This is a genomic window from Thioclava sediminum (genome assembly GCF_002020355.1).
Lineage (GTDB): Bacteria > Pseudomonadota > Alphaproteobacteria > Rhodobacterales > Rhodobacteraceae > Thioclava > Thioclava sediminum.
In genome coordinates this window covers 198,383-212,528 of the sequence record NZ_MPZV01000005.1, presented here as the reverse complement: position 1 = coordinate 212,528, position 14,146 = coordinate 198,383, and the positions used below count along the sequence as shown (strand labels likewise).

Annotated in this window: 15 protein-coding genes; 9 read left to right on the top strand and 6 right to left on the bottom strand. The window is 65.4% G+C overall.

Annotation, left to right across the window (positions count from 1 at the left end; genetic code table 11):
* Positions 1–10: 10 nt before the first annotated feature.
* The 6 genes from BMI91_RS18665 to BMI91_RS18640 form a co-directional block, all read right to left on the bottom strand.
* Positions 11–406: a (R)-mandelonitrile lyase gene (locus BMI91_RS18665; protein WP_078542630.1), complete on the bottom strand. Its 396-nt coding sequence runs from the start codon at positions 404–406 to the stop codon at positions 11–13.
* Between the two features lie 36 nt (positions 407–442).
* On the bottom strand, positions 443–1,081 hold the full coding sequence (locus BMI91_RS18660) for an NADPH-dependent F420 reductase (RefSeq protein ID WP_078606215.1): 639 nt from the start codon (positions 1,079–1,081) through the stop codon (positions 443–445).
* An 11-nt stretch (positions 1,082–1,092) separates the two neighbouring features.
* Complete coding sequence (locus BMI91_RS18655) at positions 1,093–1,854, bottom strand: carboxymuconolactone decarboxylase family protein (RefSeq protein ID WP_078606214.1); 762 nt, start codon at positions 1,852–1,854, stop codon at positions 1,093–1,095.
* 153 nt (positions 1,855–2,007) lie between these two features.
* A complete protein-coding gene (locus BMI91_RS18650) occupies positions 2,008–2,871 on the bottom strand; it encodes an aldo/keto reductase (RefSeq protein ID WP_078606213.1) in 864 nt (287 codons plus the stop codon).
* Positions 2,872–3,052: 181 nt separating this feature from the next.
* Positions 3,053–3,982: a LysR family transcriptional regulator gene (locus tag BMI91_RS18645; RefSeq protein WP_341853202.1), complete on the bottom strand. Its 930-nt coding sequence runs from the start codon at positions 3,980–3,982 to the stop codon at positions 3,053–3,055.
* Between the two features lie 75 nt (positions 3,983–4,057).
* Positions 4,058–4,513, bottom strand: coding sequence for a (R)-mandelonitrile lyase (locus tag BMI91_RS18640; protein WP_078606211.1), 456 nt, complete (start codon positions 4,511–4,513; stop codon positions 4,058–4,060).
* A gap of 243 nt (positions 4,514–4,756) precedes the next feature.
* On the opposite strand from BMI91_RS18640, the gene BMI91_RS18635 reads away from it, so the two are divergent.
* The 9 genes from BMI91_RS18635 to murB all read left to right on the top strand — a co-directional run bounded on the left by BMI91_RS18635 (position 4,757) and on the right by murB (position 14,138).
* The gene (locus tag BMI91_RS18635; RefSeq protein WP_078606210.1) at positions 4,757–5,956 is read left to right on the top strand and encodes an NAD(P)-dependent alcohol dehydrogenase; all 1,200 of its coding nucleotides are present in this window, start codon (positions 4,757–4,759) and stop codon (positions 5,954–5,956) included.
* Positions 5,957–6,062: 106 nt separating this feature from the next.
* The gene (locus tag BMI91_RS18630) at positions 6,063–6,497 is read left to right on the top strand and encodes a cyclophilin-like fold protein (protein ID WP_244176688.1); all 435 of its coding nucleotides are present in this window, start codon (positions 6,063–6,065) and stop codon (positions 6,495–6,497) included.
* A 53-nt stretch (positions 6,498–6,550) separates the two neighbouring features.
* On the top strand, positions 6,551–7,789 hold the full coding sequence (locus BMI91_RS18625) for an FAD-binding domain-containing protein (protein WP_244176687.1): 1,239 nt from the start codon (positions 6,551–6,553) through the stop codon (positions 7,787–7,789).
* 150 nt (positions 7,790–7,939) lie between these two features.
* The gene (locus BMI91_RS18620) at positions 7,940–9,106 is read left to right on the top strand and encodes a peptidoglycan glycosyltransferase FtsW (protein ID WP_078523003.1); all 1,167 of its coding nucleotides are present in this window, start codon (positions 7,940–7,942) and stop codon (positions 9,104–9,106) included.
* An 18-nt stretch (positions 9,107–9,124) separates the two neighbouring features.
* Positions 9,125–10,228 carry a UDP-N-acetylglucosamine--N-acetylmuramyl-(pentapeptide) pyrophosphoryl-undecaprenol N-acetylglucosamine transferase gene (locus BMI91_RS18615; RefSeq protein WP_078606209.1) on the top strand — a complete coding sequence of 368 codons (1,104 nt, stop codon included), beginning with the start codon at positions 9,125–9,127 and terminating at the stop codon, positions 10,226–10,228.
* Complete coding sequence (gene murC, locus BMI91_RS18610; protein ID WP_078523001.1) at positions 10,225–11,634, top strand: UDP-N-acetylmuramate--L-alanine ligase; 1,410 nt, start codon at positions 10,225–10,227, stop codon at positions 11,632–11,634. Before BMI91_RS18615 ends, murC begins: the two co-directional genes overlap by 4 nt.
* Positions 11,635–11,718: 84 nt before the next feature.
* The gene (locus tag BMI91_RS18605) at positions 11,719–12,909 is read left to right on the top strand and encodes an APC family permease (protein WP_078606208.1); all 1,191 of its coding nucleotides are present in this window, start codon (positions 11,719–11,721) and stop codon (positions 12,907–12,909) included.
* Positions 12,906–13,157: a DUF2484 family protein gene (locus tag BMI91_RS18600; protein WP_078606207.1), complete on the top strand. Its 252-nt coding sequence runs from the start codon at positions 12,906–12,908 to the stop codon at positions 13,155–13,157. Before BMI91_RS18605 ends, BMI91_RS18600 begins: the two co-directional genes overlap by 4 nt.
* Positions 13,158–13,205: 48 nt before the next feature.
* Positions 13,206–14,138 carry a UDP-N-acetylmuramate dehydrogenase gene (murB, locus tag BMI91_RS18595; RefSeq protein ID WP_078606206.1) on the top strand — a complete coding sequence of 311 codons (933 nt, stop codon included), beginning with the start codon at positions 13,206–13,208 and terminating at the stop codon, positions 14,136–14,138.
* Positions 14,139–14,146 lie beyond the last annotated feature (8 nt).

Genomic DNA, 14,146 nt, shown 5'->3' with positions numbered 1-14,146 from the left:
GCCCTCAAGGTCAGCCGTTATAGTCTTCGTCGGCGACTTTCTCGAGCCAGGTGACCGGCGAGCCGTCGATGCTTTCCTGCACCGCGATATGGCTCATCGCGGTCTCGGACGAGGCGCCGTGCCAGTGCTTTTCGCCTGCCGGGAACCACACGACATCGCCCTGGCTGATCTCTTCGACAGGGCCGCCTTCGCGCTGGACGCGGCCGCGCCCAAAGGTGACGATCAGGGTCTGGCCCGCAGGGTGGGTGTGCCATGCGGTGCGCGCGCCGGGCTCGAACGTGACATGGCTGCCCGAGGTGCGGCCGGGCTCTTCGGCCTGAAACAGCGGATCGACGCGGACGGTGCCGGTGAACCAGTCTTCGGGGCCCTGCATTGAGGCGTTGGCGCCGGAACGAATGATTTTCATGTGAAAACTCCTTTCTTGGGGTAGGGGAGCGCGGGCTTAGCCGCGCAGTTTTTCGAAACGGTAGGTCAGGGCGGGACCGCCGGGTTGCCCATAGGCTAGCTCGGCGGTGACCATTGCAAAGGGCTCGACGAAACGCCCGGTGCGCAATCCGCCCGCATCAACCGGCGTAAAGCCGATATCTTCGATCAGCCCGCGCGCGACGGCCTTCGCACCGTCGTCATCGCCGTAGATCAAAAGCTGCGGCGGGTCGGCCTGTCCCTTGCGGGCAAAGACCGGTGCGAAGCTCTCGGAGGGAGAGGTGTTGAATGTGGCCACCCAGCGCGCATCGGGGCGCATGGTGGCGAGTTGCTCGGCCCCGGAGGTCTTGGGGCCGAGCACGAGATCGCTATTGCTCGTATCGAGCGGAACGCAGCAGTTGAGCACCACCTGGCCTGCCATGTCGCAGGCCTGAGCCAGCACATCGTCGATGCGGCTCCAATGCACGGCGAGCAGGATCGCATCCGCATCCGCGACCGCCTCGGAGACGCTGGTCGCCCGCCCGCCGGTCTCGGCGGCGAGCCGGTCCAGCTTGGCCTGACTGCGCGAATAGGCGAAGCGCAGATCGTGGCCGCATTGCGCCCAGATCCGTCCGAGCTTGGCGCCCATCAGTCCAGATCCGAGAATGGCGATCTTCATGGCAGGGTCCTTTATTCGGCGCGGTTCTCGAAGACGTCCTTGGCCACCGGCAGGGCGGAGAAGACCTTGGGCCAGCCCGCGTAGAAGGCCAGATGCGAGAGCATCGCGCCCGCTTCCTCCTGCGTCAGCCCGTTATCCATCGCGCGGTTGAGGTGGAAGGTCATCTGCTCGGGCTGGCCCGCCGCGATCAGGGCCGCGACGGTGACCATCGAGCGGTCGCGCGGCGCGAGGTCGGGACGCAGCCAGAGGTCGCGGAACAGAAGCTCGCGCGTGTTGTCGACCACGCCCATCGAGACGTCGCCATAGGTGCCGCGCACGAAACTCTCGCGCGATTCCTCGGCCTCCTCATCGAGCGGCAGCAGATTGACCTCTGCGCCGGGAAGGCTGTCGGCGGCGATTCCGCGCGCCTCGTAGACCGGCGCCATCGCCTCGGCCGCGGCGGTGGCGTTGCCCCAGCCGGTGTAGAAGGCGAGATGGGTGACGGTTTCCGACAGTTCGGCAGGCGTCACGCCGCTATCGAGCGCGAGTTCGACGAAACGCTCGAGGTTTCCTGTCTCGTGGCGGGTCATCAGCGCCGCGAAGGTCACGAGCGAGCGGTCCCGCATGGACAGCTGTTCGCCGGTCCAGACCGAGCCGAGAAGATCATTGCTGGAATAGGCCTCGAGCGCGGGGGCCGCGCGGCCAACGGCGTCGGGGATGGTGCGATCGAGCGCCTCGCCGGAGGCCGAGGACGCAATCAGGGCGAAAGCAGAAGCTGCAAAACGGGTTTTCATATCATCTCTCCTGTCGGGTTGATCTTGTCCTTCAGAGATGGGGGAGGCGGCACTCAGGTTAATGCCGTATCAAGCCAAGTCACTCATGAGCGAGATTCATCGAAAGGCCTGAAAGGCACCGCCGGGACAGGCCCGGCAGTGCGATGGTCTGGCTTAAAGCTGCCCGCCATAGACGGGGAACATGCTCGCCTCGCCGTAATCCTTGATCTCCTCGACCGATTTCAGTGCCTCCATATCGGCTTCGGAAATTTCGAAATCGAGCGCCGCATTGGAGCGCATGTGATCGGGATTGGCGGTCTTCGGCAGCGCGACCATGCCCAGTTGCAGCACGTAGCGGATCGAGAGCTGCGGGACGCTGACGCTGTATTTCTCTGCCATCGCCTTGATCTCGGCATTGTCGAGGATCTGGCCGTGGCCGATCGGCGAATAGGCCTCGGCGACCATGCCGTTGCTCTGGATGTAGTCGATCAGTTCGAAGGGCGTGTTCGACACATGCGCGAGGATCTGGTCGATCATCGGCTTGACCTTTGCGTTGTCGAGCAGGTTGTCGAGATCCGCCTTCTCGAAGTTCGACACGCCGATCGCGCCCAGCTTGCCCGCCTCATAGGCTTCTTCCAGCGCGCGCCACGCTTCGAGGTTGCCCTCGAAGTAGCCATCGTCGCCGTGGAACTCGGTCCAGGGCTTCGGGCTGTGGATGATCATCAGGTCGATCTTGTCGAGCCCGAGCGTCTCGAGCGAGCCGTCGATGGCGGCTTTCGCATCGGCATAGTTCTTGATGCCCGCGTCGAGCTTCGTGGTCAGGAAAATCTCGTCGCGCGGAACGCCGCAATTGCGGATGCCTTCGCCGACGCCACGTTCGTTTCCATAGGCCTGCGCGGTATCGATATGGTGATAGCCCATCTCGACGGCGGCCTTCACCGCATCGGCCACCTTGTCATCGTCGATCATCCATGTGCCAAGGCCCAGTTTCGGGATCTCGACGCCATTGGGGAGGGTAAGGGTTTCGTTCAGGATCATGTCTGGCTCCTTGCATTGGAGTGCGCCGCGCCCCTCATTTTCAAGAGCACGGCTTCGGTTCATGTCCTGCAATCTAGTGCGAGATGCGCCTCAGGATAATCGGCGGAATTTTTATAGCACTCATGAGTGACAAGCATGAATGCGCACGTTCATTCACCCGAGCGTGATAATAGGGGACCGATCAGCCCCGCTCGCGCAGCGCTTCCAGCACGGCGCCGAAGGCCGAAGAAGGGCGTTGGCGGCTGGGGTAATAAAGGTGAAATCCCGGGAAATAGGGGCAATATTCCTCGAGGCAGGCTTGCAGGGCGCCGCTTTCCAGATGGGGCGCGGCGAGCCGGTCCGGCACCAGCGCCAGCCCGTGCCCGTCGAGCGCCGCGTGCTGCACCAACCCGATCGTGTTGAAGCAGGCCTGACCGGAGACTTTCACCCGGATCTCGTGCCCGTCGGCATCCTCGAATTCCCAGGCATAGAGTGCGCCATGCGTCGCCAGCCGCAGGTTGATGCAATTATGTTCGCTCAGATCATGCGGGGTCTGCGGCACGCCAGCCGTTTCGAAATAGGACGGCGCGCCGACGCAGAGCATCCGCTCGTCCGGGCCGATCCTTGTGGCGATCATCCCTTCGCTCACGCTGTCGCCATAGCGCACCCCGGCATCGCATTGCGCCGAGGCCAGATCGGTGAAGCCGTAATCCATCACCAGCTCGACATTGATAGAGGGGTATTGCTTGAGCAGCGGCGAGAGCTTTGGCCAAAGCACGGTCTCGATCGCGTAATCGGTGGAGACGATGCGCACGGTGCCCGTGGGCTGGTCCTGCGCGTCGTCGAGCGCGCGCAACCGCGCCTCGATCATCTCGAAACAGGGGTTGAGCGTGGCCAGAAGATCCTCGCCCTCGAGCGTCGGCGCAACGGATCGCGTGGTACGCGTCAGCAGCCGCAGCCCCAGCCGTTGCTCCAGCGCCTTGATCGTATGGCTCAGCGCGGATTGCGACACGTTGAGCCGCGCCGCGGCCTTGGTGAAGCTGCGCTCTTCGGCGACGGCGGCCAGGGCGATCAGATCGTTGATATTCTCGCGGAGCATGAGGGAGGCCTCGCTGAATGTTGGTGTCGCCATCGGGCGGGTCTCCCTCACGATATATGCGCGTGGTTCATGACGTCCACGGATTATTCAGCCGTGGATCAGGCGACGTCACTCCAGATAATCCGCGTCGGTCACCTTCTCGCCCCAAGTCACGGCGGAGCCATCTACCACCTGCTGAATCGCGAAATGCGTCACATGGGTCGTGTCGGTCGCGCCATGCCAATGCTCGATGCCGGGCGGGCACCAGATGACGTCGCCCGCCTGCATCAGCTGTTTGGGCTGGCCGCGTTCCTGTACCCAGCCGGAGCCTGCCGTCACAACGAGCTTCTGACCCGCCGGATGGGTGTGCCAGGCCGAGCGCGCGCCGGGAAGGAAGGTCACTTCGCCCGCGCTCACATCGCCCATGTCAGGGCCGAAGACGGGGGCGACGAGGGCGGTGCCGGTGAAGGTCTCAGAGCTGCCGATCGTGGCCGCGCGGCTCTCCGCCGGGGTCAGTTCCATCGACTGCGCAACGGCGGCGGGGGCGGCGAGAAGGACGGCGAGCGTCGTGAAGGTGCGGATCATCAGGGGTCTCCCTTGGATTGCGTTTCAATGGCAAGGCCGTGATCTCCCTGGCCTCGCTTTCATTGAGGTAAGGACCGCAGACGCGGGGTTAATGCCGCAAAAGCCGGAAAGCCTCATGAGCAGGATTCATGGATGCTGTGCGCAAAGCGGTGATTATCTGCGGCGCGTTTCGCGGCATGTTGAAAGGCAGGCGCCACCCTTGTTCCGGCGCTCTTCGTCAGTTCCCGAAAAAGGAGGCCCGAGATGTGCCAGTCCTGCAATGACACGTTCCAAACCTTGACCCGCGATGGCGAAAGCCGCCGCAATTTCCTGCGCAGCGGTGCCGCGCTGGCCGCGGCCCCCTTGGCGGCGAGCGTCGCCACGCAAGCGGCCGCGCAAGAGGGCGGCGCATCGCTCGAAGCTTCCGAAGTGCAGGCTTGGGCGGCCTTCGACACGGATGGCAGTTTCGCGCCGCATACGATCCCGCGCCGTGCGGCTGGCCCGAAGGATGTCGTGGTCGAGATCATGTATAGCTCGATCTGCCACTCGGACATTCACACCTACAAGGGCGACTGGGGGATGCCGCAGTTCCCGCTTGTTCCCGGTCACGAGATGGTCGGCCGGGTCGTCGGCATCGGCGCGGAAGTCACCAAGTTCCGCGAGGGCGATGTCGCCGGGGTCGGCACGATGGTCGACAGCTGCGGCACCTGCGCCAATTGCCTGGCCGACCGCGAGCAGAACTGCCTCAACGGCACGACCTTCACCTATAATTCCGAGGACAAGATCTCGGGCGGGGTGACCTATGGCGGCTATTCCAAGAAGATCGTCGTGAAGGAAGACTTCGCGCTGCGCATCCCGCCTGGGGTCGATCTGGCCGGGTTCGCGCCGCTTCTTTGCGCCGGGATCACCACCTTCTCGCCGATCAATCACTGGGATCTGCAGCCCGGCCAACGTTACGGCGTGATCGGAATGGGCGGTCTGGGCCATCTCGCGGTGAAGCTGGCGGCGGCGAAAGGGGCCGAGGTCGTCGTCTTCACCACTTCCGAGGACAAAATCGCCGATGCCAAGGCTTTCGGCGCCGCCGAGGCCTATCTCTGGTCCGACGAGGCCGCGATGCGGAGCCAGATGGGCAGCTTCGATCTGATGCTCTCGACCGTTCCGGTGGCCTATCCGATGCAGCAATTCCTGAACCTGCTCAAGCTCGACAAGACGCTGGTCAATGTTGGCGCGCTGTTCCCGATCGAGGGGGCGCATGGGATGATGATGGGCTTCGGGCGTCAGAGCCTCGCGGGCTCGATGACGGGCGGCATTGCCGAGACCCAGCGGGTGATCGACTTCGCCGCACATCACGGGGTCGCGGCCACCTATGAGATGATCACCCCCGAGCAGATCGGCGAAGCCTGCGAGAAGGTCGTGAACAAGCAGGCGCGCTATCGCTATGTGATCGACATGACCCAGGCCTGAAACGGCGACTGATGAGTGCCGCTCATCTGTGGCAGTATTGCGCGGGGGGTAATCCTCCCGCGCAATCGCGCATAGATTTGTCTCCAGCAGCAGGAGGGCATCGGCCATGAGCTTCACGAAGTTTCTGACACCCGTCGCGGCGCTGTGCGTCGCCGCCAGCATGGCCTGCGCTCAGGAGACGAAAGGAGACAGTATGATCCCGATCACCGTGACCGCAGGCGAGACGGTTCTGACCGCCACGCTCGACGACACCCCTGCAGGGCGCGATTTCGCGGCGCTCATGCCGCTGGAGCTGACCCTGCGCGACTACCACGGCATCGAGAAGATCGCCGATCTGCCGCGCAAGCTCGACACCACCGGCGCGCCGCGCAGCTACGAGCCGAAGACGGGCGACATCACGCTTTATGCGCCTTGGGGCAATCTCGCGATCTTCTACAAACCCTTTGCCAACTCGCCGGACCTCGTGCGGCTGGGCGCGTTCGACGGGTCGCTCGAGGCGCTGATGAGCAACCCGACGGTTCGGTTCGAGCGGGCCGAGTGATCGCATATCCCCTCGACGGCGTAGATCGGTAGCCTGACCCGGAAGGAGATGCCGTGACCGCTGCCGCACCTTTGCCATTGCCTGCCGCCACCCGCGCTGCGGGCGAGGACCGCCTGACGCGGTTCGCCCCCAAGATGGGCGCGGATTACGCGCGGGGGCGCAATTTCGATCACGGGGCGGGGCGGCATAGGGACGTCTCGCAACTGTCGCCCTATCTGCGCCGGCGTCTTGTGCTCGAGCGTGAGGCGGTGACGCGGGCGTATGAGGCGCATGGTGCAGAGGCTGCGGAGAAATTCGTGCAGGAGGTGCTCTGGCGGGGCTATTTCAAGGGCTGGTTGGAGCATCGCCCTGAGGTCTGGGCGCGCTATCGGGACGGATTGGCGCAAGACCTTGCCGCGCTCGACGACGCCCCCGGTCTGGCCGCGCGCGTGGCCGAGGCCGAGGCGGGCCGCAGCGGGATCGCCTGTTTCGACGCGTGGGCGCGTGAGTTGCGCGAGACCGGCTATCTGCACAATCACGCGCGGATGTGGTTCGCCTCGATCTGGATCTTCACGCTTCGGCTGCCGTGGCGGATCGGGGCGGATTTCTTCTATCGCCATCTGCTCGACGGCGATCCGGCCTCGAACACGCTCAGCTGGCGCTGGGTGGCGGGCCTGCATACGCGGGGCAAGTTCTATGCCGCTGAGGCTGCCAATATCACGCGCTACACAGGCGGCAGGTTCGCGCCCGATCCCGCGGAGTTGGCGGAAGTCAGCGAGGGGTTGGAGGCGAACGAGCCCGAGGGGCTGCCCCCGGTTGCGTCATTGCGCGCGCCGCGCCCCCCGCAGCCGGGGCTGCCCACGGCGCTCCTGATCACCGAGGAAGATTGCCGCGTCGAGGATTTCGATCTGAGCGCGTTCGATCTGCGTGGAGCCGCGACCCTCAGCGCCAGCCACCTGCGCTCGACGCGCGAGGTGGCGCCGCATGTCGCGCGGTTCGAGCGCGACGCACTCGCCGATGCCGCTGAGCGCGCCGGGGTGCCGGACGTGCAACGCCTGAAGGCCGGTGGCCCGTCCGCGCTGGTCGATTGGGCGCAAAGCCTCGGCGTTCGGCAGATCGTCACGCCTTACATTCCGGTCGGGCCGCTCGGCGATTGGCGCGAGAGCGCGGAGGCGGCGCTGGGCGCGCATGGCATCGCGCTGTGCGAGCTGACTCGGGAGTGGGATCGCGTGATCTGGCCCCATGCCACGGCCGGGTTCTTCAAGGTCAAAAAGAAGCTCCCCCAAATCCTTGCAGAGCTTGGCTTGGCCTGAGGGCAGGGTGAATTGCGCGCGCCCTTGCCGATCATCGCCGAGTGATCGCGCCGCTTCGGAATTTTCCTAGTCATCTCAAAGCTTTTGGGCTACGATTCCGATCAGACCCGGAAAACGGGCGTATTCGAGGCAGTAACGGCAGTATAGCCCATGACAGAAATGGCATTCGGCACCGTCCCCGTGCGGGCCGGTGAACCCGTCTTACCGAAATGGTGGCGCACGATCGACAAATGGGCGCTCGGCGCCGTTTTGGCGTTGTTCGGCCTTGGCATGTTGCTGGGGCTCGCAGCCTCGGTGCCGCTGGCAGAGCGCAACGGTCTTGAGCCTTTCTATTACGTCAAGCGACAGGCCTTCTTCGGGGTGGTGGCGCTGGGCGTGATGCTGGGCATCTCGATGCTCGACCCCAAACAGGTGCGCAGGCTGGGCGTGATCGGCTTCGTCGGCGCCTTCGTCGCGGTGATGCTGCTGCCGGTGCTGGGCACCGATTTCGGCAAGGGCGCGGTGCGGTGGTATTCCTTCGGCTTCGCGTCGATCCAGCCGTCCGAATTCCTCAAACCCGGTTTCGTCATCATCTCCGGCTGGTTCATGGCCGCAGCCCATGACGTCGGGGGCCCCAAGGGGCGGCTCTATTCCTTCCTGCTGATGGTCATCATCGTGGTGGCGCTCGCGCTTCAACCCGATTTCGGGCAGGCGTCGCTGGTGCTGTTCGCATGGTCGGTGATGTATTTCATTTCGGGCGCGCCGATTGCGCTGCTGACAGGGATCGGGGCGCTGACCGTGGCGGGCGGCTTCTTCGCCTATAATTTCTCGGAACACTTCGCGCGCCGGATCAACGGCTTCCTGTCGACGGATGTCGATCCGCGCACGCAGATCGGCTACGCGACGAACGCGATCCAAGAGGGCGGGTTCTTTGGCGTCGGTGTGGGGCAGGGTTCGGTGAAATGGTCGCTGCCCGATGCGCATACCGACTTCATCATCGCGGTCGCGGCTGAGGAATACGGGCTGATCCTCGTCCTCGTGATAATCGCGCTCTACGCGACGGTCGTGATCCGGTCGCTGCTGCGCCTGATGCGCGAGCGCGATCCCTTCACCCGGCTTGCGGGCTCCGGTCTGGCCTGCGCCTTCGGCGTTCAGGCGATCATCAATATGGGCGTCGCGGTGCGCCTTCTGCCCGCGAAAGGCATGACTTTGCCGTTCGTCAGCTACGGGGGCTCTTCGGTCATTGCTTCGGGGATTGCGGTGGGTATGTTGCTCGCGCTGACTCGGACCCGGCCGCAGGGACAGATTTCGGATATTCTCGCCCGGCGCGGTCGCTAAAACCCTCAGGAGGGGGACATGGCCAAGGACACGACCCCGCTACTGCTGATCGCCGCTGGCGGCACCGGCGGGCATATGTTCCCCGCACAGGCGCTGGCCGAGGCGATGGTGCGCCGGGGCTGGCGCGTGAAGCTGTCCACGGATGCGCGCGGGGCGCGCTACGCGGGCGGCTTTCCCCATACGGTGACGGTGGAGCAGATCGCCTCGGCGACATTTGCGCGCGGTGGCGCGCTCGGCAAGTTGGGCGTGCCCTTCAAGATCGCGGGCGGCGTGGCCTCGGCCATCCGCAAGAACCTGTCGGACAAGCCGACGGTTGTGGTGGGCTTCGGCGGTTATCCGACGATCCCGGCGCTGTCTTCGGCGGTGTTCCTGGGCATTCCCCGCGCGATCCACGAACAGAACGGCATCATGGGCAAGGTGAACCGGGTCTTCGCCAAGAAGGTGAACCGCTTCGCCTGCGGCACCTGGCCGACCGATCTGCCCGAGGGCGTGCAGGGCGAGCATACGGGCAATCCGGTGCGAGCTGCCGTGCTGGAGCGGGCGGGCGCGGCCTATATCCCGCCGGGCGATTACCCGATGTCGGTCCTCGTGATCGGCGGCTCGCAGGGCGCGCGCATCCTGTCGGACACGGTGCCGGCGGCGATGGCGAGCCTTCCGGAAGCCGCCCGCGCCAATCTGCGCGTCTCCCATCAGGCGCGCCCCGAAGACCTCGACCGGGTCGTGGCCGCCTATGACGCGGCCGGCATCAGCGCCGAGGTCGAACCTTTCTTCAATGACGTGCCGCGTCGTCTCAGCGAATGCCAGCTGGTGATCTCGCGCGCCGGTGCGTCCTCGGTCGCGGATATCTCCGTCATCGGACGGCCCGCGATCCTGATCCCCTATGCCGCCGCCGCGGGCGATCACCAAGCGGCCAATGCGCGCGGTCTCGCGAAGACCGGTGGCGCGATCACCATCCCCGAAAGCCAGCTCTCGGCAGAGAGCCTCGCGGATCAAATTTCACTGGTGCTGGACAACCCTGAGGGCGCGCTGCAGATGTCGCGCGCGGCCCTCTCCTACGGGGTGCCGGACGCCACCGAGCGGCTCGTCGCCCTCGTCGAAGACCTAGCAGGAAAGACTCAATGAACGCGACCAAACTGCCCGGAGAACTCGGCCCCATTCATTTCGTCGGTATCGGCGGGATCGGTATGTCCGGCATTGCAGAAGTGCTGATGACCCAAGGGTTCACGGTTCAGGGCTCGGATGCGAAATCCTCCAAGATCACCGATCGTCTGGCGAAACTGGGCGCGACCATTTTCGAGGGCCAGCGCGCCGAGAATATCGGTGAGGCGGGCGTCGTGGTGATCTCCACCGCGATCAAGCCGGGCAATCCCGAGCTGGAAGAGGCGCGCCGCCGCGGTCTTCCGGTCGTGCGCCGCGCCGAGATGCTGGCCGAGCTGATGCGCCTGAAGTCAAACATCGCGATCGGCGGCACCCACGGCAAGACGACGACCACGACGATGGTCGCGACGCTGCTCGACAAGGGCAATTTCGACCCGACCGTGATCAATGGCGGGATCATCCACGCCTATGGCTCGAACGCGCGCGCAGGCGCGGGCGAGTGGATGGTGGTGGAGGCCGACGAGAGCGATGGCTCGTTCAACCGTCTGCCCGCGACGATCGCCATCGTGACCAATATCGACCCCGAGCATATGGAGCACTGGGGCTCGTTCGACGCGCTGCGCAAAGGGTTTTACGATTTCGTCTCGAACATCCCGTTCTACGGGTTGGCTGTCTGCTGCACCGATCACCCGGAAGTGCAGACGCTGGTCGGCAAGCTCAACGACCGCCGCGTCGTGACTTTCGGCTTTAACGCGCAGGCCGATATCCGCGCGATCAACCTGCATTATGATGCCGGCGTCGCGCATTTCGACATCGCCCTGCAGGGCGAAGAGGGCAAGCCGGTGATCGAGGGCTGCACGCTGCCGATGCCGGGCGATCATAACGTCTCGAACGCGCTGGCCGCCGTCGCGGTGGCGCGCCATCTCGGGATGAAAATGGGCGAGATCAAGGAAGCTCTGGCGAGCTTTGGCGGCGTCAACCGGCGCTTCACCAAGGTCGGCGACGTGCTGGGCGGGGTCACGATCATCGACGATTACGGCCACCACCCGGTCGAGATCGCCGCCGTGCTGAAAGCGGCGCGTCAGGCGGTGAAGCCCGGAGCGCGGGTGATCGCGGTCCACCAGCCGCACCGCTATTCGCGTCTGCATTCGCTGTTCGACGATTTCTGCACCTGTTTCAACGAGGCCGATGTGGTCGCCATCGCCGAGGTCTTCTCGGCAGGCGAGGAGCCGATCGAGGGGGCGACGCGCGACGATCTGGTCGCCGGGCTGATCGCGCATGGTCACCGTCATGCTCGTGCCATTTTGTCGGAAGATGATCTGGCTCGGCTGGTGCGTGAACAGGCGCGTCCCGGCGATATCGTCGTCTGCCTCGGGGCGGGGACGATATCGACCTGGGCGAACAACCTGCCTGCGAAGCTGGGGGGCTGAGCAGGCGCCGGGGCGACCCGGCACGACATCGAAAAGACTTGCGGCGCTGCCACGTCGTCTCATGTGGGCAAGAAGGGCCGCGTCATGCGTGACGAGACGCATCTGAAACGCCGATTGGGTCCGTGGCTGATGACCGGCTACGGGGTCGGCGTCATGGTGGGCGCGGGTATCTATGTGCTGGTCGGCGCGGTTGCGGCGCAGGCCGGGATCTGGGCGCCGCTGGCCTTCGTGCTGGCGGGGCTGATCGCGGCGCCGTCGGCGCTGTCCTATGCCGAATTGTCCTCACGCATCCCCGAAGCTGCCGGAGAAGCCGCCTTTGTCGAGGAAGGCCTACGCAGCCATGCGCTGGCGCTGATCGTGGGGCTGGGTATCGTGGTCGCGGGCACGGTGTCGGCGGCGGCGGTGCTGCGCGGCGGGGCGGGCTATCTGACACTGCTGGTGCCGCTGCCGGTCGAGGGCGTGATGATCGCCTTCGGGCTGGTGCTGATCGGCGTCGCCTGTTTAGGTGTGCTGGAATCCGTGGGGCTCGCCGTGGCGCTGACGCTGGTCGAGGTGGTCGGGCTCGCGCTGGTGATCTGGGCGGGGGTCTCTGCCGATCCGAGCCCCGATCTCACGCCGCTGCCCGCGCCGCATTGGGCCGGGATCGCGGCCGCCGCGTCGCTCGCTTTCTTCGCCTTCATCGGTTTCGAGGACATGGTGAACATGTCCGAGGAGATGCGCGACCCGATCCGCGACATGCCGCGCGCGATCCTCGCCGCGCTCGCGATCACCGCCATCCTCTATCTGACCGTAAGCTACGCTGCCGTGCGGGCGGTGCCGCTGGCCGATCTCGCCCGCTCCGAGCAGCCGCTGGCGCTGGTCTGGCAATCGGCGGGGCACGGGCCCGGCATCCTCGCCGCGATCGCGGTGGCGGCGGCGCTCAACGGAGTGCTTGCGCAGGTGGTGATGGCGGCGCGCGTGCTGTTCGGTCTGGGTCGCCGCAGTCCCGCGCTGTCCGTTTTTCATCAGGCGCATCCGCGCTTTGGCACGCCGGTCCTCGCGACTCTTCTTTGCGGTATGGCGATGATTGCGCTTGCGCTCGCTGCCCCGGTCGAGCAATTGGCCGGTATCACTTCGAAGGTGCTCCTGGGCGTCTTCCTTCTCGTTAACCTGTCGCTCGTCGCGCTGAAAAGCCGGTCCGACTATGCGCCGTTCAAGGTGCCTATGGCCGTTCCGGTCGTGGGCGCATTGGTCGCCGGAGCGGCCCTGATCGCAGCCCTGGGAGGTTTCTCATGACCGTCTCGCTCGTTCTTGCCTGTGTCTGGGCGCTCATTGCCACGCTGATCGCGATGGGACCGAGGCGGTTCCACTGGCCGGGCGCGTGGGGGCTGATCGCGGTCGGCGTGCCGCTGGTGGGCTGGGTCACCTATCAGAACGGCCCGATCATGGGGCTGCTGGTGCTGGCGGGCGGCATGTCTGTGCTGCGCTGGCCGGTCATTTTCCTTGTCCGTGCGCTGCGGGGTACGCGTGACCCCGCTGAATGAGATCGGGATCGCTTGCCTCGCCCTGCGCGCGGGGCTACGAAATGCGCCATGACTGATTGTCCTTCGACCTATACCCCGCGCGGCGCGCTGACGCCGAACCGTCCGCTCGACTCGCTGACCTGGCTGCGCGTGGGCGGCCCGGCGGATTGGCTGTTCCAGCCTGCCGACGAGGAGGACCTTGCAGAGTTCCTCAAAGGGCTGCCCGAGGAGATCGCGGTCTTTCCGATGGGCGTAGGCTCGAACCTGATCGTGCGCGATGGGGGACTGCGGGCGGTGGTGATCCGCATGGGGCGGGGCTTCAACGGCATCGCCTGCGAGGGCGACACGGTCACCGCGGGCGCCGCGGCGCTCGACGCCCATGTCGCGCGCAAGGCGGCGCAGGCGGGGCTGGACCTGACTTTCCTGCGCACCATTCCCGGCGCGATCGGCGGGGCGGTGCGGATGAATGCGGGCTGCTACGGCTCTTACGTCGCCGATCACCTGATCGAAGCGCGCGTGATCACGCGGGCAGGGGAGCGGGTCACGCTCACGCCCGGGGATCTGAACTTCGCCTACCGTCAGAGCGATTTGCCCGAAGGCTGGGTGCTGACCGGCGCCACCTTCCGGGCGCAACCCGGCGACCCGGAGGCGCTCGAGACGCATATGGCCGAGCAACTGGCCAAGCGCGATGCGACCCAACCGACGAAGGACCGCACCGCCGGATCGACCTTCCGCAACCCGGCGGGCTTTTCCTCGACGGGCCGGGCCGATGACACGCATGAGCTGAAGGCGTGGAAGGTCATCGACGACGCCGGAATGCGCGGCGCGCGCATCGGTGGCGCGCAAATGTCGGAAAAACACAGCAACTTTATGATCAACACTGGCGGGGCGACCGCGGCCGATCTCGAAAATCTCGGGGAAGAGGTGCGCAAAAAGGTTGTGCAATCGAGCGGAATTTCGCTAGAGTGGGAAATCATGCGTGTAGGAGAATTCGAGGCGTAAGACCTCCA